This window comes from Ensifer meliloti (assembly GCF_030064585.1).
In the GTDB taxonomy this organism is placed as follows: domain Bacteria; phylum Pseudomonadota; class Alphaproteobacteria; order Rhizobiales; family Rhizobiaceae; genus Sinorhizobium; species Sinorhizobium meliloti.
In genome coordinates, this window is record NZ_CP120366.1 from 101,043 (window position 1) to 119,036 (window position 17,994).

Consider the following 17,994-nt stretch of genomic DNA (forward strand, 5'->3'; position numbering starts at 1 on the left):
CGTGGCGACGGCCTTCTTGCGATCGGTGATGAAATCACTCTCCGGTTACCGGAGACCACTGTTTCGGCCCACCGGCCCGCTCATAGCCCAGCGCACCGTTCATGCTTACGAGCTCGAGGAACTGCCCCCACGGCGCACGCAGGTAAAGCCAGGTGAGACCCTGCATCGCTCCGGCATCCACGAAAGTCGGCCCCTCCAGCACGTCGACGCCCGCCTGCCGCAGCCGATCCGCGGCCGAGTGGCAGTCATCCACCTCAAACGCCAGGTGAAAGCCGCCGGATTGACTATTGCGCTTCAATGGCTCTTCGCCGTCTTCCTCGCCCGAGTATTGAAAAAGTTCGAGATTGGTGCCGTTGCCAATTCGAAGAACCTTTATGTTCTCGATCCTGCAGCCGGCTGGCACGCCGAGCCTTCTCTGCATGAAGGCGTCGTCGGCTTCGATGCGTCCGGTCTCCAAACACGTCACGGCACCGAAGGCAGCTTCGAAGAATCGAACCGCCTCCTCCAGATGCGGCACGGTGAAGCCGATATGCTGCATGCCGAAAACTCTCATCGATCCCCTCCCCGGTCATCGCTCGGAACAACAGCTACACCGCAGTTAACTATGTAACTGGTTAGTGCGTTATATTCACTGCAGGAGACTTGAGTCAAGCGCTCGGGGACAGCGCACCGGAGTATCCGGCCGGACCCGACCGGATACGGTTTCAAACTTACCCGGAAATGCTCTACCCTGCGATCGGCGCCGGATCGCTCCGCAACCACTTCGGCTGCGGGACGGCCCTCAGCAGAGCTTGCGTGTATTCGTGCTGAGGCGAGACGAAAAGGGCTTCGGTCTCGACTTCCTCGACGATCCTGCCGCGCTGCATCACCAGGATTCGGTCGGCGAATTGGCGCACGATGGGCAGATCGTGGGTAATGAAGACGTAGGAGAGGCCGAGGCGCTGGCGCAGATCGGCCAGAAGCTCGATGACCTGCATCTGGATCGACACGTCGAGCGCCGAGACCGCCTCGTCGCAGACGATCAGCTCGGGTTCGCTGGCGAGCGCCCGGGCAATGGCGATGCGCTGCCGCTGCCCGCCCGAAAACTGATGCGGATGCCGTGCAGCATGCTCTGCCTTCAGGCCGACAAGCTCCAGCAGCTCCACGACCCGCTCGTTCCAGCGTTCGCGCGGCAGAATGTCCCTGTGGATCGCCCAAGGCTCGGATATGATCGAACGGACGTTCATGCGCGGGTTCATCGACCCGAACGGATCCTGGAACACCATCTGCACCCTTCGGCGGAAACCATCGAGCGCCTTGCCCTTGAGCTCGAAAATGTCCTCGCCGGCAAAGAGTGCCGCGCCCGATGTCGGCTCGTTCAGTCTCAGCAGCATGCGTGCAATGCTGGATTTACCCGAACCGGACTCGCCGACGATCCCGACGGTTTCCCCACGACGAAGCGTGAAACTGACATCGTCCACGGCCCTGAACTCCCGCTTGGGCGAGAACGGGCCGGACCCCAGCTTGTAATGCTTGCTCAAATGGGCGACCTGCAACAGGACCTCGCCTTGTGCGGCATTCCGAGGCGCTTTCGGCGCGTCGGCATGGGGCACGGCCGACATCAGCCGGCGGGTATAGGCGTGGCTCGGATTGGTAAAGACGTCCTCGGCCTTGCCGCTCTCCACCACCTTGCCGCCGTTCATTACGATGATCCGATCCGCCATGGCCGCGGCGACCTCGAGATCATGGGTGATCATGATCAGAGCCATGCCGGTCTCGCGCTGCAGGTCCCGCAGGAGTTCGAGGATCTGTGCCTGAACGCTGACGTCGAGCGCCGTAGTCGGCTCGTCGGCGATCAGAATATCCGGCTTCAGCGCGATCGCCATGGCGATCATCACGCGCTGCCTCTGTCCGCCCGAGAACTGGTGCGGATAATAGTCGATCCGCTCGTCCGCTTCCGGAATTCCGACCCGTTCGAGCAGCCGAACGACCTTGTCGCGCACCGCACCGCCCTCGCCTTCCCCATGGCTCTCGAACACCTCGGCGATCTGCCTGCCGACGGTGTAGACCGGGTTGAGATAGGCCAGCGGGTCCTGGAAGATCATGGCGATGCGGCGGCCGTTCAGTTCACGCCGGCCTTCGTCATCGAGGCGGGAAAGGTCGGTGCCGTCGAAAACCAGCGAGCCCGAGACGATGTCGCCCGGCGGACAGTCGATCAGCCCCATGACCGTTCCGGTGCTGACGCTCTTTCCCGATCCACTCTCACCGAGGATGACGAGGGTTTCGCCCGGGCAGACATCGAACGAGACGTCATCGACGGCACGCACGGGATCGCCTTCGGACAGGAAGTCGACCGTGAGTTTGTCGATCCGCAGAATGGGTTTGTCCGGCGCGTTCATCGCGGGGCCTTTCGCAGCGATTGCAGACGCCAGCGCTGCAGCGGATCGGCGACGGTCCGCGCCCAGCTGGCGAGAATGTTTAAGGAAAGCGTCGTCAGCAGGATCGCGAGCCCCGGCCAGAAAGCGATCCACCACGCCGTCTTCAGATAGCCGCGGCCGTTGGCCACCATAGCGCCCCAGGTGAAATCCGGAGGCTGAATGCCGAGCCCGAGGAAGCTGAGGGAGGATTCGGCCAGGATGACGGTGGCGAAATCGATGGCCGCGATCGTCACCAGCGTCGGCAGCACGAGCGGCGCGATGTGGCGGAACAGGATGCGTCCCGTACTTGCGCCCATGGAGCGCGCGGCACTCACGAACATGCGCTCGCGCAGTTCGAGAACCTCGGCCCGCGCCGTGCGGATGAAGATGGGCATGCGGGTAATCGCCAGCACGATCACCAGGTTCGTCATGCTGGGACCGAGCGTATAGAGCACGATCAATGCGAGCAGCAGCGAGGGAAAGCTCATCACCACATCGGCAAGCCGCAGGATGACGTGACTATACCAGCGCTCCGAATAGCCGGCGGCAAGTCCGAGGATGCCGCCTAAAGCCATGGAGCAGAAGACGGCGGCGGCCGCGATGCCGAGCGTGTTCTGCGCCCCGACGATCAGCCGCGCCAGGATCGGCCGCCCGAGCGTGTCGGCTCCCAGAATGTAGATGAACCCGTGCTCCAGGGCGAAGGGCGGCAGGTTGCGCTGCCTGAGCCCGAGCTTGCCGGCAAGTTCGCCGACGAAGAGCGGCCCGACAAGCACGCAGACGATGAGCACGAGCAGAAATACGGCTGCGCAGAGCGCCAGCTTGTCCCGGGTGAGATAGATTGCAAGCTGCCGCAGGGCTCCGGGCGATCTTACAGATGGCAATGCCAGGTCGGTCATTGTCGCCTCCCCTCAGTAGCGGATGCGAGGATCGAGCACTGCGTAGAGCAGGTCGATCGCGATGTTGACGATGAAAATGGCGATTGCCGTGACGAGGATCGTCGATTGCACCACGGCAAAATCGCGCTGGATGATCGAATCGATCATCAGTTTGCCGATGCCCGGCCAGCCGAAGATCGTCTCGACGACGACAGCACCGTTGATCAGCCCGGTCGCCAGGTCACCGGCGACGGTGATCACCGGCAGCAGCGAGTTCCTGAGCGCGTGACCGAAGATGATCTTGCGACGCTTCATGCCCTTGGCGTGGGCGGTCTTGATAAAGGGCGAGGCGAGCGCGGAGATCATCGTGCCACGCACCACCTGGACCAGCAGCCCGAAAGGGCGCAGCATCAGCACGGCGATCGGCATGATCCAGTGCAGGGCAGTGCCCGTACCCGACGTCGGCAACATGCCGAGCCCGACCGCGAAGACGAGAATGCCGACGATCGCGATCCAGAAATCGGGGGTGCTCGCTCCCGCCAGCGAAACGAGGCCGGCGATGCGGTCGAAAAGGCTACCGGGACGGGCAGCGGCCAGCGCGCCGACGACGATGGCCAGCACGGTCGCGAGCGACATCGCGACCAAGGCGAGCTTCAGCGTGGCGGGAAAGGCCTCGAGAGCCACCTCGATCGCCGACCGGTTCTGCCGCAGGGACTGGCCGAAATCCAGGGACATGAGGTTTTGCAGGTACTGGAAGAACTGCACGTAAATCGGCTGGTCCAGGCCGTTCAGGCGTGCAAAGGCCTGGCGCGCCTCGAGACTTGAATCGAGCGGCAGGTAGAGCGCCGACGGATCACCGGTCAAACGCGTGAGGAAGAAGACGAGCGTCAGCAGGCCGATCACCGAAATTACGCTGTGATATGCCCGCCGGCCGATATAGCCGAGCATCATGCGGAGCCTCTGGATTCCCTTGCAGTTCAATGCGAGCGCGCGAACCTGTCGCGCGCTCGCCCGGATGGTGACACTCAGTCCTTGAGAGCGATATTGGCGAGCGGGATCTCGCTGTTGGTCGTGATGTCCGGCTTCCACTCCAGGCGGCTGCCGACCCGGGTGTAGCCGATCATGTGGAACATCGGGACGTCGACCGCGAGATCGTCATGCACCTTCGCGAAGATCGCCTTGAACTTTGCCGTACGGTCCTCACCGGTGGCAGCCATGGCATCGGCGACCTCCTTGTCGAGTGCCGCGTCGTTGAAGGTCGAATAGCTTCCGGCCGAGGTGTAGAAGATCGGAATGGTGAAGGCGGCATCACCCTTGTTGTTGTCATGCATCATCTGCAGCAGGTTCGGCCCGCGGCTCTCCGGGAAGGGCTTCTGCAGGTAGCGCAGCCAATCGTTCACGTCGAGCATCGTCAGCTTCACGTTCAGGCCGACATCCTGCCACATGGCCATCATGGCTTCCATGGCTTCCGTACCGTTGGGGTAGATGCCGTTGCGGCCGATCAGCTCGATTTCGGTATCGACCGGAACGCCCGCGGCCTTGGCCTCGGCGATGAGCGCACGCGCCTTTTCGGCATCGAACGTCCAGGGCGCCAGCTTGTCGTCGTGGCCGTTGATGCCGGTGACGACCATCTGCGAAGCCCGCTGCACGTCCTCGCCGAAGAGCTGCGCGAGGCCATCCCAGTCGATCGCCAGATTCAGCGCCTTGCGGATTCGGACGTCGTCGAGCGGAGCAAAACCGGCATCGATGCGGATCGCGGTAGTTTCGGAGTTCAGATAGGCGAAGTCCGTTTCCGGATTGGTCGCATCCTGGATCGCGATCGACGGCGTCAGGTCGGCCTCGCCGGTTTCCACCATGGCGGCGCGGATCGAGGATTCCGGGCGCCAGACATAGCTGGCCTTGGCGATGACCGGCTTCTCGCCCCAGTAGCCGTCGAAGGCTTCCAGCACGACTGTCTGCGGCGTGAAGCTCGAAAGCTTGAACGGCCCGGTACCGACCGGGTCGTTGACGGCCTTGTCCGCCGGCGTGTTCGGCGAGACGATCATGACCACGCTGAGCAGCGTCGGCAGGATCGGCTGCGGCTTGTCCGACTTGATCTCGACCGTCAGCTCATCGAGCGGCGTGACCGTCAGCTTGGCATCGCCGAACTTGGCAATGTTGCTGCAGGTCAGCTTGCCGCCGGTCATCCGCTCGATGGAGAATTTGACCGCCTCTGCGTCGAAGGCGGCTCCGTCCTGGAACTTGACGCCTTCGCGCAGCTTGAGCTGCCAGGTGTTCGGATCGGTCTGCTTCCACTCGGTCGCAAGACCGGGTGTCGGCTGGCCGCTTTTCGGATCGATGATGGTCAGCGGCTCGACCACGTTGCGGCTCAATATCTGGCCGACATTGGTGATGATGGTACCGCAGGGCTCGAGATTGGCCGGCTGCTCCGGCAGGACGATCTTGATTTCCGAGGCACTTTGCGCAGCGGCGTAGCCGGCCCAGCCGGCGACCACCATTGCTCCCGCGATGACGCGAACAGATTTGTTTCCCATTGCACTCCTCCCCAGTTGGAACGACGACGTTAGAGACGGGCGCCATCCTCCTGGCGCCCGCCCGATGTTTCTTTTCAGCGGCGCGATGCCTCTATCAGTCCCTGCAATATCTCCCGCTCCTCGCCGGTCAGATCCACCAGGGGCGGGCGAACCGGGCCGGGCGCAAAACCGGCAAGCTCGACGCCCGCCTTGATGATCGAGACCGGATAGCCGGCCTTGCGGTCGCGCAGGGCTGCGAAGGGGAAGAAGAACGTATGAAGGATGCCTTCCATCACCGCCCTGTCGCCGGCTCGCATGGCCCGGTAGAAGCGCTGCGCCAGTTCCGGCACGAAATTGAACACTGCCGACGAATAGGTCGTGACACCGACGCCGTTGAACCCTTCCGCGAAGAGCTCATGGGTCGGCATGCCGCCGATATAGCAGAGCCGGTCGCCGAGCTTGGCCGTCACGTGACGCACGAGGTCCACCTTGCCGGTCCCGTCCTTGAAGCCGATCAGGTTGGGGCAGGCCTCGGCAAGGCGCGCGACCGTGTCGGCATTGGCGACCGAATTGGCGCGGTTATAGAGAATGACGCCGAGGCCCGTCGAATCGCAGACGGCCTTCACATGAGCATAGATGCCTTCCTGCGGTGCTTCCGTCAGGTAGTGCGGCAGCAGGAGAATGCCGTCGGCACCCGCCTCCTCGACGATCTTCGCCGTCTCGACGGCAAGGGACGTGCCATAGCCGCAACCCGCAATGATCGGCACCTCGCCCGATACATCCTTGGCCGCGCGGGTAACCTGGCCCACTTCATTCGGCGAGAGCGAAAAGAACTCGCCGGTGCCGCCGGCAGCGAACAGTGCCGCGGCCTCGAAGCCGGAAAGCCACTCGACATGACGCCGATAGCTCTCCAGATTGAGCTTGTAGTCCGACGTGAAGTGAGTGACCGGAAAGGACAAGAGCCCCGAACCGACACGCGACTTGATTTCTTCAGGCGACAATGAATTCCCTCCGGCTGCGAGCTTAAGACGGGAAATTCATATGATGACTTTTGAGATGAGTCAATCAACCGCATCGGTTTTTTCGCTCGGTCGCCAGGTCGTCAGTGAGCGATACCGCTTGATCCCGGTGACGAGATGGCGACGCATGGCCTCCCGAGCCCGGTCCGGATCCCGCGCGAGGATCGCCTCGGCGATCTCGCGGTGCTCGAGGAGAATGGGCTCGTCGCGGTTCGGCAGCGGATCCACGCCGCCCATGACCGTGCGAAACTTCACGCGCGGGATCATGCGGCGCCCGACATGCTCCAGAAACATGCGGAAGCGGGTGTTGTTGGTGGCCGTCGCTATAGCCATGTGAAACTGGAAATCCGCCTCGTCCGTGGGCTTCCCTTCGGCGACAAGTTGGGCAAAGCGCTCGACCTGAGCCTGGATTTCGGCCTCCTGCGCCGGCGAACTGCGGGCCGCCGCCAGACCTGCCGCTTCGACCTCGATGCCGATGCGCAGTTCCAGCTCCTCGATGATGTCGGAAATCTTGTCGGTCTCGCCGGTGAAAAGCTTGAGGCCCGGGTCGCTCTGCCGCGGCCCTATCACGAAGACGCCCGACCCCTGCCGCGACTCCACTAGGCCATCGGCCCTAAGCGCCGCAATCGCCTCCCTCACCACCGTCCGACTGAAGCCGAACTTGTCGATCAAGGCCGGCTCGGTCGGCAACTTGTCGCCCGGTGCATAGTATCCCGCCTCGATCTGCGCCTTTATGGCGTCTGCCACCTGCGAGGACAGCGATGGGCGACCGCCCCCTTTTTTCGTACTCGGCATGAATATTCCCATACCCCACTTCCAAAATCATCATATGACTACGACCGATAGTTGTCGCAGACATCTTATGGGATTATCGGACGGCGGTACAGCAGATTTCGAACCGGCTACTCGCGGACGAGATGTCGCAAGCAGAGACGAAGTCGGATAAGGGACGACTGCAAGCATGTTCCGGAACATTTCGCCTCGCCCAATGTTCGAGAGAGTTGGCCCGCACCTGAGGAGCCAAGACTGACGCCGGGCGGGCTTCAAGGAGGAAGCCATGATCCGTCCAATGCCCTCAATTTTCCTTCCGCGCCGTCGCCTTTTACAGCTTGGCCTCGGGGCGACGCTCGTTTCAACCGCAGGCTTCCCCTCGATATCGCAGGCCGACGAGCCGAGTGACATCGAGGACGAGGACATATTCCAATTTGCACTCAACCTCGAATACATGGAAGCCGAGTACTACCTGCGTGGCACGACCGGGAAAGGCATCGATGATTCCGATGCAGGTTCTGACGCCGGCCCGGTGACCGGCGGCAAGCAAGTTTCCTTCGATACCCCTGCGATCGGCGAGTTCATGCAGGAGGTAGCCGAAAACGAACTTGCCCACGTCAGGTTCTATCGCAAGACGCTCGCAGATCAGGCTGTGCCGAGGCCGGCCATTGATTTCGACGCCGGCTTTGCCGCGGTTGCGAAATCGGCAGGGCTCGGCGAGGACTTCGATCCGTTCGGTAATGAGACGAACTTCGTGCTCGGCGGCATGCTATTCGAGGATGTTGGCGTTACCGCCTATGCCGGAGCAGCCACCGTCCTCAAGAACAAGGACTTTCTCGCCGCCGCCGCAGGCATTCTGGCAGTCGAGGCCTACCACATGGGAATGGCGCGATCGACCCTTTATCGAAAGGGCGAAGAAGCCTGGAAGGCCGCGCAAGCGGTATCCGACGCCCGGGACAAAATCGATGGGCAGGAAGACAAGGATCAGGGCCTTCAGCTGGATGGCAACGCCAACATCGTTCCCTCGACGCCGGATGCCATTGCGTTCACCCGGACCCCGCAAGAGGTCCTACGCATTGTGTATCTCTCCGACAAGGAAGGTGCCAGCAAGGGCGGCTTTTACCCCAATGGAATGAACGGCAAGATAAAAAGTACCTGATTCGGGAGCAAGTCCCTGTGTCGATGCGTCCCCGGGCGAGCACGCGCGGTTCCCATTTGATCTTCCTCGATTTGTTTGGTTCCCGCCTCAACATGATGCCGCCGTGGGCATGAGGAAAGGCATCCTGGGATACGCAAGAGATCTCACATCGTTGCGGAGATCTCAGGCGAGCGATACCCGTCGCGTCTCGGCGTCGATCAGAAAGGCCGCAACGGCAGCCACGAGCAGAAGGCCGGCAAAGATGCCGATGGCGAGACCGAAACTCTGCGCCACCACGAGCCCCATCAGCGACGGGGCGAGCAAGCCGCCGAGCCGGGCCATAGCGCCGGCCGCGCCCATGCCTGTCGCCCGCGATGCGGTCGGATAGAGTTCCGGCGTATAGGCATAAAGCGCACCCCAGGTGCCGAGCAGGGCGAAGCTCATGATCAGGAGCGAGACGCCGATAAGCATGGCCGTTCCCGCCGCCACGAAGAGCAGGCAGCCGAGCGCCGACAGCAAGCAGAAGCCTATCAGGGTCAGCCGGCGGCCCCATTTCTCGACACCGTAGGCGGCGAGCGCATAGCCGGGGATCTGAGCCAATGCCAGGACAACGAGGAAGCCGTAGCCGCGAACGAAGCCGAAGCCTTCGCCTGCGAGCCTCGGAGGCATCCAGGTGAAGACGCCGTAATAGGATATGGAAACCAGAAACCAGATGGCCAGGATCATCAGACTGCGCTTGCGCAAATCCGCGGAAAAAATACCCGCACTCGCCGTCGGCGGCGGCGGAACCAGCGATGTGCCGGCGCCAAGTTGCATTTTGCCGTTGACGACGAGGATCTCATCGACAATGGCCTTCGCCTCGGACGTATTTCCCAGGCGGAGCAGATAGAGCGGCGATTCCGGCACCAGGAAACGCAGGCCCACGCCGATCAGTGCCGGGATTGCCGTCACTGCGAAGATGTATCGCCAGGCATCCGCGACGCCGGCGAGGCTCGCAGCCCAGGCGGCGAGCGCCACGATGAGCGTGCCGACAGCCCAGAAGCCTTCCAGCATAACCAGCCAGCGGCCGCGGTTCCGGGCCGGCAGGAACTCCGCCATCATCGCATAGTCGACCGGCAGTGTGCCGCCGACAGCTGCGCCCGTGAGAAACCGCAACAGAAGCAAAACGGTAAAGTCCTGCGCAAAGACGGACAGCAGGCCGAAGACGGCATCGCAGGCGACGGTGGCGATCAGAACGCGCCGGCGGCCGATCCGGTCCGCGAGCCTGCCGAAACCCGCGGCGCCGAACAGCATTCCGAGAAAGAAAAGCGTGCCCGTCTGAAGTGCCTGCGGAACTGTCAGGCCGAAAGTGGCGGCGATCGATGCGGCGGTGAAGCCGACCGCCAGCACCTGCATGGCATCGGCAGCCCAAACCAGACCGAATATGGCCATCAGTCTGCGTTGGTAAGTTCCCGTGCCGGCGCGATCGAGCGCATCGTCTACTGTGATTGTCGTCATTCGCCCTTTCTCCAGTTGGCGAGCCGCTGCAATCAGCACCTCGGCCTTGCTGCGCCGGTCGGGGCATGCTGGTGGCCGCAGCGTGCCGCAGCCGCACCGTCAACCGGCAAATCCGTCCTTGCGCAGTTTGGAAACGAGCTTGCTCTCCAGCAAGTGCCTCAAGACAAGTCAACATCGCGGCGCCTGATCTCGACGCGGGGGAGCACGAAATCGATTGCCGACTGGCCGGGCATGGCGAGAGAGTCGACAAGGCTGCGTTGCTTGCCGGTCAAGCGCCCGAACTCGTCATGGGTCGCCAGGGCATCGGAAGGCTTGCCGCGGTCGGTGATGCCTACCAGACCGTTTTTCGTGATGTTCACGGCTCAGCTCCATATGGGTAATTACCTACGTACACCATTGGCAGAAGCGATCGCAAGCCGACCGGACGCCGGTGAACCCGGATCAATGTGAAACCCCGCCACATGCCGGGCCGACACGGGCGGCCCGTCATCCCGTCAGCCCGATATCTCCACCGCGACTGCAGTCGCCTCGCCGCCGCCGATGCACACGGAGGCAATGCCGCGTCTAAGGCCACGGCGGCGCAGCGCATTGACGAGCGTGACGATCACCCGGGCGCCCGAGGCGCCGATTGGATGGCCCAACGCGCAGGCGCCGCCGTAAATGTTCACCTTTTCCGCATCAAGGCCGAGCTCGCGCATTGCCGCCATCGGCACGACGGCAAAGGCCTCGTTGATTTCGAAGAGATCGACCTCACCAATGTCCCAGCCGATGCGCCGGCAGAGTGCCTTGATCGCTCCGATCGGCGCCGTCGGAAAGAGACTGGGGGCGTCCGCATGGGTGGCATGACCGCAGATCACCGCCAGAGGCCCGATGCCCTGTTTATCCGCCGCCGACCGGCGCATCAGCACCAGCGCCGCTGCCCCGTCGGAAATCGAAGATGCGTTCGCGGCCGTGATCGTGCCGCCGTCGCGAAAAGCCGGTTTCAACAGAGGAATCTTGTCGAGCCGCGCCTTCTGCGGCTGCTCGTCCAGGTTGACGGTCCGTTCCCCCTTGCCCGAGGCGATGCTCAAGGGGACGATCTCCTCCGCAAAGCTGCCGTCGGCGCTTGCCTTCTGCGCCTTCTCCAGGGAGGCAATGGCATACTCATCCTGGGCGCTGCGGGTGAATTGATAGGCTTCCGCGCAATCCTCGGCAAAGGTGCCCATCAGGCGCCCCTTGTCATAGGCATCCTCCAGCCCATCGAGGAACATGTGGTCCAGAACCTTCTGGTGTCCGATGCGATAGCCCTGCCGCGCGCGGTCGAGCAGATAGGGGGCATTGGTCATGCTTTCCATGCCGCCCGCAACCACGATCGAGGCCGATTCCGCCTTGATCAGGTCATGCGCCAGCATCGCCGCCTTCATGCCCGAACCACACATCTTGTTCACGGTGGTCGCGCCGACGCCGGGCGGAAGACCCGCACCGAGCGCCGCCTGACGGGCTGGCGCCTGTCCCTGTCCCGCGGTCAGGACACAACCAAACATCACCTCATCGACCGCATCCGGCGCAAGTCCGGCGCGCTTCAGAGCATCGACAATCGCGGCCGCGCCGAGGTCGGCGGCGGAAAGGTCCTTCAACTCACCTTGGAAACTGCCAAGCGGGGTTCGTGCCTGCCCGACGATGACCACAGGATCCTGCTTGTTCATTCGAACCTCCCTGCATGGCCATGCTTACCGGGGCGCCATGCGCAAAGCCCCGTCGAGGCGGATGACCTCGCCATTGAGCATCGTATTCTCGCAAATATGCTTCACGAGGGCGGCATACTCCTCCGCCCGACCAAGGCGCGGGGGAAAGGGCACGCTTGCCGCGAGCGCATCCTGAACATCCTGAGGCATGCCGGCCATCATCGGCGTATCGAAGATGCCAGGCGCAATGGTGACGACGCGAATTCCGAAACGCGCGAGCTCGCGCGCGGCCGGAAGCGTCAGGGCGGCGACGCCGCCCTTCGACGCAGCGTAGGCGGCCTGGCCGATTTGCCCGTCGAAAGCGGCGATAGAGGCGGTATTGACGATCACCCCCCGCTCGCCGTCGGCGTCCGCCTCTCCCTGCGACATGACCTCGGCGGCAAGCCGTATCATGTTGAATGTCCCGATCAGGTTGACGGCGACCGTGCGGGCGAAACTGTCCAGTGCGTGCGGGCCGCTCCTGCCGAGAATCTTCTCGCCGGGCGCAGTGCCGGCACAATTCACCAATCCGTGGACGTGCCCGAATTCCTGTTTCGCAAATGCCAGAGCGGCGGTGGCGTCGGCCTCATTCGTCACGTCGGCATTTCGGAAGCGCACCGCCGCGCCGAGCTCGGCGGCAGGCTCTTCCCCCGCTGGCGGCTTCAGGTCCAGCCCCAGCACTGTCGCGCCCTCCTGAGCCAGCATGCGCGTCACAGCCGCGCCGAGCCCGGAACTGGCCCCCGTAACGATAAAGACGCGGCTCTTGAGTTGCATAGGCTCCAGCTCCAACTGTTTCCAATCGGATGATGCAGAGGAAAAATATGGTATGCAATGACCGAATGGCTCAGCTTATGTGATCGCTTTTGCAATGTTCAATGAGAAGGATCGTCGCTCATGGAACGCCGGATGATCGCCCCATGTTTCATGGACGACACGCTCGAATGCCTCCGGCGCCATGGAGTGGATGCCGGACCCCTCCTTGCACAAGCCGGCCTGCCATCCATCGTCACCGGGCCAGTTTCGGCCGATCAATACGGCGCCTTTTGGCATGCGGTGGCGCAGGCGATGGATGACGAGTTTTTCGGCGAGGGCGCACGGCCGATGCGCGCCGGCAGCTTCGCATTGCTCTGCCACGCCATTCTTTCCACCGCGACGCTCGAACATGCACTGCGGCGAGCACTGCGCTTCCTAAGGGTGGTCCTCGAGAATCCGCACGGCGAGCTGGTCGTCGAAAACGGTCTGGCACAGATTGTTCTGAAGGACGCCGGGGCGACACGCTCCGCCTTCGCCTACCGTACCTTCTGGATCATCCTGCATGGCGTCAATTGCTGGCTGATCGGGCGCCGGCTTCCGATCCGCTGGGTCGACTTCCGCTGCAGTGCGCCACCCGCCGGAACCGATTATCGGCTCTTCTTCGGCGCGCCCGTCCACTTCGATCAGCGCCGGACGCGGCTTGTCTTCGATGCCGAGTACCTGAAACTGCCGCCCATCCGTGACGAGCGGGCGCTGAAGCACTTCCTCCGGCATGCGCCTGCAAATATTCTCGTGCGCTATCGCCACGACGCGGGATTGTCCGCGGCAATACGCCAGCGGCTCCATGCTACGGCTCCATCCGCTTGGCCGGGTTTCGAGGCGATTGCTGCGCGCATGCGGATTGCAGCGCCGACCCTTCGGCGGAGATTGAGGCAGGAGGGCCAGACCTATCGATCGATCAAGGAGGACCTGCGCCGGGCGCTTGCGATGGAAGCCCTGGCTGACGGCCGGACGAATGTGGCCCAGCTTGCCGTCGAGCTCGGCTTTTCCGAGCCGAGCGCCTTTCACCGCGCATTCCGGAAATGGACCGGAAAGTCCCCGGCGCAATTCCGGCGTAATGCTACGCAGACGGATTTCACGGAAAGCAGTTCACCACGGAAACGCACTCAACCCCAGGAGAGCTGATCCTTAGGAAGCCGACCACTTGGATCATACACGTCGAGGCGATGCGGCAGATCCGGTCCCCACGTCCAAAGGACGAGATTCCGGTCTCCCGCTTCGGTCCCCGGTGCGAAACTCGGAACCAGAATGCCGGCGGTCCCGCGCGGATGGAGGCGGTTGTAAATGGCCCAGGAAGCCGGACGCCTCCCCTCGGCAAACGCGCCCGCCCAGCTGCAGGCCATCTCCTCCAGCGATACCCCGTGTTCCGCTCTCCCCCTCTCCGCCGTGAGATCAGCGATGTCAGCGCAATCGATGTCGTAGGAGCAAAGAACGCAAGGATCGATACGATGAGCGAAGCCCTGATTGGCCTCCTTGACCGCTGTCATGATGCTGAGTGCAAGGTAAAGCGTCTTCACACCCTTCGGATTGAAGCGCGCGCCCTTTATTGCCGCGCCATCGCCAGATGCAGGTTTGAAAGCCCAGCGAGGGTCATGCGCGCGATAGCAGGTTCCCGTGAACCTCAAGCAAAGCCCCCGAGGGCCATGTGATCGAGATAATCGCGCACGGCCGCCGCCTTGCCGTCCTTCACCAGAGCTTCGGCCGTTCGCCCGCCGAATGCCGGGAGGGGCTGGGCGCGATACCACGCCATTGCCTGCTCCTTGCCGCCCGCCCAGTCGGTGACCCGGCTGATGATCTCGAGCATTTCGCGGAGGCGGTTCTGCGTCTTCGTCCCCCGGCTGCGCTCGAGCCGGTAGAGCGTTTCACGCGCAAGCCCGGCCGTTTCGGCAAGTTGCGTTTTCGACATGCCGAAGCCGTCCGCGACCTGCTGAACCGCGATCTTTCCGCCCTTGTCCATGTAGGAAAGTATCAGCGGTCCGCTATCGCTTTGGATTTTTTGAGCCTGAGCCATATTGCGTCATATCCAAGAACATATTTCCTGTGCAAAATATATGGCAGTGCATGCAATTTCGCAAGACCGACACGACCGCCAATCGATGATGAGCTGGCTACTCTTATCCAGGCTTCTGGCGGTTCTTCGACTTCGAAAGCAAAACGGCCTTCTTCCAAAGATCAGCATCGACGCAAACGGGCTGCTTTCGTCCGGAGTGGCCGGGAAGCCTTACCCCGGCGGCGCCATGGGAGGCGACCAGATTATCCATCGCTTCGGAGAAGTGACCGGCGGCGAAGTGATCAGGGTCGATGGCGATCAGGAACTGGCCGACATGCGGCGGCCCACCCTCGTCGTTCCCAAAGGCGCTCGCCTCCGTGCTGAGGGCCGAACCCGTCAGGGCGGCAGCAAGGACTTCCACGAGAAGGGCGATATTGGCGCCCTTGCGACCGCCGGCGGGCAGCAGCGAGCCTTCCAGCCCGGTGGCCGCGTCGGTCGTCGGCCGTCCGTTCCCGTCCTGCGCCCAGCCGATCGGGATTGCCTCGCCGTGATCGCGGCGCAGGATCATCTCCGTCTTGGTGACGGCACTCATGCTCTGATCGACGACGATTGTGGGAGCCCCTTCTTTCGAAGGCACGGCGAAGGCAAGCGGGTTCGTGCCGAAGAGCGCCCGCGTCGCACCGGGCGGCGCGACAGAGGCAGGCGCATTCGAAACGCAGATGCCGATCAGGCCGGCGCCGGCAAGGGGCCGGACGTGATGACCGAGTGCGAGGCAATTATAGGAGTTGCGCACCGCCATTGCGGCGAGGCCCGCCTGGCGTGCGAGGTCGATCAGGGCCGGCGTGCCGGCGGCTATGGCGGGATGTGCGAAGCCGGATCTCGCGTCGACCGTAACCGTCACACCGCACGTCGTCACCTCGGGAGCGGCTTCTCCATCGACCTTTCCGACCGCCAGGTGCCTGCAGAAGATCGGCAGGTAGTAAAGGCCGCAGACGCGATTGCCATCGGCCTCGGCCGTGGCGATCGCGCTCGCCACAGCGCGTGCGTTTTCGGCTGCCGCACCATGGACCGTCAGCGCCTCGAGGCAAACCGCCTCGATCTCTTCCCAGGAGGTCTCGACCGGCGTCATCGGCTTGCCGCGTAGCGTCCTTCGCCTTCGGCGACCAGGTCTTCGGAGAGCTGGAAACCAAGTCCGGGCTTCCTGAAGGCATCGAGCCAGCCGTTTTTGGGCGCGAGATCGGGCGAGGAGACGATATCCTTCTGGACGAGCTGCCACATGATCTGGTTGCCGTCGTCTAGATTGGGAATGGCAAGCCCGATTTGGTGCTCAGCGCAGGTGGTGATGCCGGTGGTGAAGGAAGAGTGGATGCAGATCTTCAGTCCGGCGGCCTCCGCCACGGCTGCCGCCTTCATCATCGGCTGTATGCCGCCGATCTCGCGCGGGCCGATGCAGATCATGTCCGCAGCACGCTGGCGGCATATCTCGTAGACGTCGTAGAGCGTGAAGGCAGCCTGATCCGCAACGATCGGAATACCGACTTTCTCGCGCACATGCGCCATGGCCGGAATGCTCCAGCTGACGGTCGGCTGCTCGATGAATTCGATGTCGTATTTTTCGAGCTTGCGGCACATGTTGATCGCGTCATGGACGCTCCAGCCTTCGTTCGCATCAAGACGCAGCCGCGCGTCGCCGATCTCGCCGCGAACCGCCGCGGTGATCTCGAGGTCGAGTTTCTCTCCGCGGCCGACCTTGAGATAGAAGACCCGCTCGCCCTGGGCGTGGCCGGCGGCGGCATCGCGCGCAAGCTCCTCGGCGGTTTCGCCCTGCAGGAAATAGAAGTAGCCGACCGCCTTCCGGTGAGCGCCCCCAAGCAGCTGGTGAACCGGCAGGCCGGCGAGCTTGCCTTGAAGATCCCACATGGCCATGTCGATGCCGGAAAATATCTGGTTGGCCGCCCGCATGATATTGGCGCCATGCCCGAGATATTCCTGGTGGAAAATGCGCGCGATGAGCGGTGCCACGTCGTGAGGCGAATGGCCGACGAGATGTTTGGCGAGGCGATAAAGGATCGCCGCCGTACCGGTCTGGTCCGGCGCGACTGTGCATTCGCCGATTCCGACCGTGCCGTCATCCGCCTCGATCTCGATAAGGTTGACCGCAAAAGATTCGCGGATGCCGTAGGACCAGTGGTAGGGCTGCTTGAGCGGCAGAACCAGCGGGCGGACGCGGACGTTTGATATTTTGACCATTCTCGTTCCTCGAAAAGACGGCCGGCACGGCCGATCCGGTATATCTGCGCCGGGTTCTCCGGCACGCATCCTTCCCGCCCGCCGGCAGGAAACCTGCAGGCGGGACGAGACGTTCGTCGATAAATGCAGCGCGTTTTACATGCCGAGCGACTTCAGATAGTCGGCGGCGACCGTTTCGATGGTCTTCTTCTCCACATCGACCTGGCTGTTCAAACGCTGCATCGTGGCGTCATCGAGCTTCTTCGAGACCGTTTCGAGCGTTTCCTTGAGGTCCGGATTCGCGTCGAGCACTTCCTTGCGCACGACGGGGGTCAGCGCATAGTTGGGAAAGAAGCCCTTGTCGTCCTTCAGCGTCTTCAAGCCGAGTGCCGCGATCTGGCCGTCGGTCGCCTGCGCGGCGATGGTGTCGAGATCGCCGTTGGCCAGCGCATTGTAGGCAAGACCAAGGTCCATCGGCCGCACATTGGCGCGCCCGGTCTCGAAGCCGTAGACCTTCTCCAGGCCGATCAGGCCGTCCGGCCGCTTCGGAAATTCGGCCGTCGTGCCCATGAGTATATCCTTGCCGTCGTTATATGCCTTGGCGAGGTCGGAGATCGTCTCCATGCCTTCCGTCTTGGCGTTACCCGGCTTGACGACATAGGCGTAAGTATTGTTCGCTGCGGACGGTGCGAGCCAGACGAGGCCTTTTTCGCCGTCCAGTTCCTTGACGCGGTTGTAGGTCTCCTCCGGCGAAAGCCGTTCCGTCACCTTGTTGAAGGTGATGAGCGACGTCCCCGTGTATTCCCAGTAGAGATCGACCTCGCCATTCTCCAGTGCGGCGCGGACGATCTTCGTGCCCATGCCGTCTTTCTTGTCGACGGTGTGGCCCTTGCTCTCGAGGAGCTGCTTGGTAATCTCTGCGATGATCAGCTGCTCGGTGAAGTTTTTCCCGCCGACGGTAATGGTGGCGGCCCAGGCGGTCGTCGTTACGAGCGCGATGGCCGCCGCCGACAGAAGGGTCTTGGCAAGTTTCGGTGCGAAGTTCATTTC

Annotated in this window: 18 protein-coding genes; 2 read left to right on the forward strand and 16 right to left on the reverse strand. The window is 62.9% G+C overall.

The annotated features are described in order from the left end of the window. Positions 1–34: 34 nt before the first annotated feature. From PZL22_RS24890 to PZL22_RS24920, 7 genes are all read right to left on the reverse strand, one after another. Positions 35–553 carry a VOC family protein gene (locus tag PZL22_RS24890; RefSeq protein ID WP_010967754.1) on the reverse strand — a complete coding sequence of 173 codons (519 nt, stop codon included), beginning with the start codon at positions 551–553 and terminating at the stop codon, positions 35–37. Between the two features lie 172 nt (positions 554–725). Next, positions 726–2,378 carry an ABC transporter ATP-binding protein gene (locus PZL22_RS24895; RefSeq protein ID WP_127634194.1) on the reverse strand — a complete coding sequence of 551 codons (1,653 nt, stop codon included), beginning with the start codon at positions 2,376–2,378 and terminating at the stop codon, positions 726–728. Further along, positions 2,375–3,292, reverse strand: coding sequence for an ABC transporter permease (locus PZL22_RS24900; RefSeq protein ID WP_003527027.1), 918 nt, complete (start codon positions 3,290–3,292; stop codon positions 2,375–2,377). The genes PZL22_RS24895 and PZL22_RS24900 overlap by 4 nt, the downstream gene beginning before the upstream one ends. Positions 3,293–3,304: 12 nt before the next feature. Then, positions 3,305–4,219: an ABC transporter permease gene (locus PZL22_RS24905; RefSeq protein WP_026031092.1), complete on the reverse strand. Its 915-nt coding sequence runs from the start codon at positions 4,217–4,219 to the stop codon at positions 3,305–3,307. A 77-nt stretch (positions 4,220–4,296) separates the two neighbouring features. Next, positions 4,297–5,805 carry an ABC transporter substrate-binding protein gene (locus PZL22_RS24910; RefSeq protein WP_095918983.1) on the reverse strand — a complete coding sequence of 503 codons (1,509 nt, stop codon included), beginning with the start codon at positions 5,803–5,805 and terminating at the stop codon, positions 4,297–4,299. A 74-nt stretch (positions 5,806–5,879) separates the two neighbouring features. Next, complete coding sequence (gene kdgD / locus PZL22_RS24915; protein WP_003527022.1) at positions 5,880–6,785, reverse strand: 5-dehydro-4-deoxyglucarate dehydratase; 906 nt, start codon at positions 6,783–6,785, stop codon at positions 5,880–5,882. 60 nt (positions 6,786–6,845) lie between these two features. Next, entirely contained in the window at positions 6,846–7,610 is a 765-nt protein-coding gene (locus PZL22_RS24920) for a FadR/GntR family transcriptional regulator (protein ID WP_028005242.1), read from the reverse strand. A 250-nt stretch (positions 7,611–7,860) separates the two neighbouring features. Between PZL22_RS24920 and PZL22_RS24925 the strand changes: the two genes are divergently transcribed. Next, positions 7,861–8,733, forward strand: coding sequence for a ferritin-like domain-containing protein (locus PZL22_RS24925; protein ID WP_028005243.1), 873 nt, complete (start codon positions 7,861–7,863; stop codon positions 8,731–8,733). 162 nt (positions 8,734–8,895) lie between these two features. Here PZL22_RS24925 and PZL22_RS24930 read toward each other — a convergent pair whose 3' ends face one another. The 4 genes from PZL22_RS24930 to PZL22_RS24945 form a co-directional block, all read right to left on the reverse strand. Beyond that, positions 8,896–10,209, reverse strand: a complete 1,314-nt coding sequence (locus PZL22_RS24930) for an MFS transporter (protein ID WP_127634193.1) — start codon at positions 10,207–10,209, stop codon at positions 8,896–8,898. A gap of 158 nt (positions 10,210–10,367) precedes the next feature. Continuing rightward, positions 10,368–10,568 (reverse strand): hypothetical protein, encoded by a 201-nt coding sequence (locus PZL22_RS24935; protein ID WP_013845516.1) that lies wholly within the window; start codon positions 10,566–10,568, stop codon positions 10,368–10,370. 135 nt (positions 10,569–10,703) lie between these two features. After that, the gene (locus tag PZL22_RS24940; protein WP_014990150.1) at positions 10,704–11,894 is read right to left on the reverse strand and encodes an acetyl-CoA C-acyltransferase; all 1,191 of its coding nucleotides are present in this window, start codon (positions 11,892–11,894) and stop codon (positions 10,704–10,706) included. Between the two features lie 24 nt (positions 11,895–11,918). Next, positions 11,919–12,686, reverse strand: a complete 768-nt coding sequence (locus PZL22_RS24945; RefSeq protein WP_013845518.1) for an SDR family NAD(P)-dependent oxidoreductase — start codon at positions 12,684–12,686, stop codon at positions 11,919–11,921. 120 nt (positions 12,687–12,806) lie between these two features. Between PZL22_RS24945 and PZL22_RS24950 the strand changes: the two genes are divergently transcribed. After that, on the forward strand, positions 12,807–13,850 hold the full coding sequence (locus PZL22_RS24950) for an AraC family transcriptional regulator (protein ID WP_127525432.1): 1,044 nt from the start codon (positions 12,807–12,809) through the stop codon (positions 13,848–13,850). On the opposite strand, the gene PZL22_RS24955 is transcribed toward PZL22_RS24950, so the two are convergent. From PZL22_RS24955 to PZL22_RS24975, 5 genes are all read right to left on the reverse strand, one after another. Beyond that, the gene (locus tag PZL22_RS24955; protein WP_010967764.1) at positions 13,832–14,350 is read right to left on the reverse strand and encodes an RES family NAD+ phosphorylase; all 519 of its coding nucleotides are present in this window, start codon (positions 14,348–14,350) and stop codon (positions 13,832–13,834) included. The genes PZL22_RS24950 and PZL22_RS24955 overlap by 19 nt on opposite strands. After that, complete coding sequence (locus PZL22_RS24960) at positions 14,347–14,736, reverse strand: antitoxin Xre/MbcA/ParS toxin-binding domain-containing protein (RefSeq protein ID WP_017263713.1); 390 nt, start codon at positions 14,734–14,736, stop codon at positions 14,347–14,349. The genes PZL22_RS24955 and PZL22_RS24960 overlap by 4 nt, the downstream gene beginning before the upstream one ends. Positions 14,737–14,839: 103 nt before the next feature. Continuing rightward, complete coding sequence (locus PZL22_RS24965; RefSeq protein ID WP_127525433.1) at positions 14,840–15,844, reverse strand: Ldh family oxidoreductase; 1,005 nt, start codon at positions 15,842–15,844, stop codon at positions 14,840–14,842. Next, the gene (locus tag PZL22_RS24970) at positions 15,841–16,965 is read right to left on the reverse strand and encodes a mandelate racemase/muconate lactonizing enzyme family protein (protein ID WP_127525434.1); all 1,125 of its coding nucleotides are present in this window, start codon (positions 16,963–16,965) and stop codon (positions 15,841–15,843) included. The genes PZL22_RS24965 and PZL22_RS24970 overlap by 4 nt, the downstream gene beginning before the upstream one ends. A 135-nt stretch (positions 16,966–17,100) precedes the next feature. Beyond that, positions 17,101–17,991 carry a glycine betaine ABC transporter substrate-binding protein gene (locus PZL22_RS24975; RefSeq protein WP_010967768.1) on the reverse strand — a complete coding sequence of 297 codons (891 nt, stop codon included), beginning with the start codon at positions 17,989–17,991 and terminating at the stop codon, positions 17,101–17,103. Positions 17,992–17,994: the final 3 nt, after the last annotated feature.

What these genes read in the sequence shown, in the direction of transcription:
- PZL22_RS24940 (WP_014990150.1), bottom strand. Translation starts at nt 11,894, where the DNA reads ATGAACAAGCAGGATCCTGTGGTCATCGTCGGGCAGGCACGAACCCCG.
- PZL22_RS24960 (WP_017263713.1), bottom strand. Translation starts at nt 14,736, where the DNA reads ATGGCTCAGGCTCAAAAAATCCAAAGCGATAGCGGACCGCTGATACTT.
- PZL22_RS24895 (WP_127634194.1), bottom strand. Translation starts at nt 2,378, where the DNA reads ATGAACGCGCCGGACAAACCCATTCTGCGGATCGACAAACTCACGGTC.
- PZL22_RS24965 (WP_127525433.1), bottom strand. Translation starts at nt 15,844, where the DNA reads ATGACGCCGGTCGAGACCTCCTGGGAAGAGATCGAGGCGGTTTGCCTC.
- PZL22_RS24920 (WP_028005242.1), bottom strand. Translation starts at nt 7,610, where the DNA reads ATGGGAATATTCATGCCGAGTACGAAAAAAGGGGGCGGTCGCCCATCG.
- PZL22_RS24930 (WP_127634193.1), bottom strand. Translation starts at nt 10,209, where the DNA reads ATGACGACAATCACAGTAGACGATGCGCTCGATCGCGCCGGCACGGGA.
- PZL22_RS24905 (WP_026031092.1), bottom strand. Translation starts at nt 4,219, where the DNA reads ATGCTCGGCTATATCGGCCGGCGGGCATATCACAGCGTAATTTCGGTG.
- PZL22_RS24970 (WP_127525434.1), bottom strand. Translation starts at nt 16,965, where the DNA reads ATGGTCAAAATATCAAACGTCCGCGTCCGCCCGCTGGTTCTGCCGCTC.
- PZL22_RS24925 (WP_028005243.1), top strand. Translation starts at nt 7,861, where the DNA reads ATGATCCGTCCAATGCCCTCAATTTTCCTTCCGCGCCGTCGCCTTTTA.
- PZL22_RS24950 (WP_127525432.1), top strand. Translation starts at nt 12,807, where the DNA reads ATGGAACGCCGGATGATCGCCCCATGTTTCATGGACGACACGCTCGAA.
- PZL22_RS24945 (WP_013845518.1), bottom strand. Translation starts at nt 12,686, where the DNA reads ATGCAACTCAAGAGCCGCGTCTTTATCGTTACGGGGGCCAGTTCCGGG.
- PZL22_RS24910 (WP_095918983.1), bottom strand. Translation starts at nt 5,805, where the DNA reads ATGGGAAACAAATCTGTTCGCGTCATCGCGGGAGCAATGGTGGTCGCC.
- PZL22_RS24975 (WP_010967768.1), bottom strand. Translation starts at nt 17,991, where the DNA reads ATGAACTTCGCACCGAAACTTGCCAAGACCCTTCTGTCGGCGGCGGCC.
- PZL22_RS24900 (WP_003527027.1), bottom strand. Translation starts at nt 3,292, where the DNA reads ATGACCGACCTGGCATTGCCATCTGTAAGATCGCCCGGAGCCCTGCGG.
- PZL22_RS24890 (WP_010967754.1), bottom strand. Translation starts at nt 553, where the DNA reads ATGAGAGTTTTCGGCATGCAGCATATCGGCTTCACCGTGCCGCATCTG.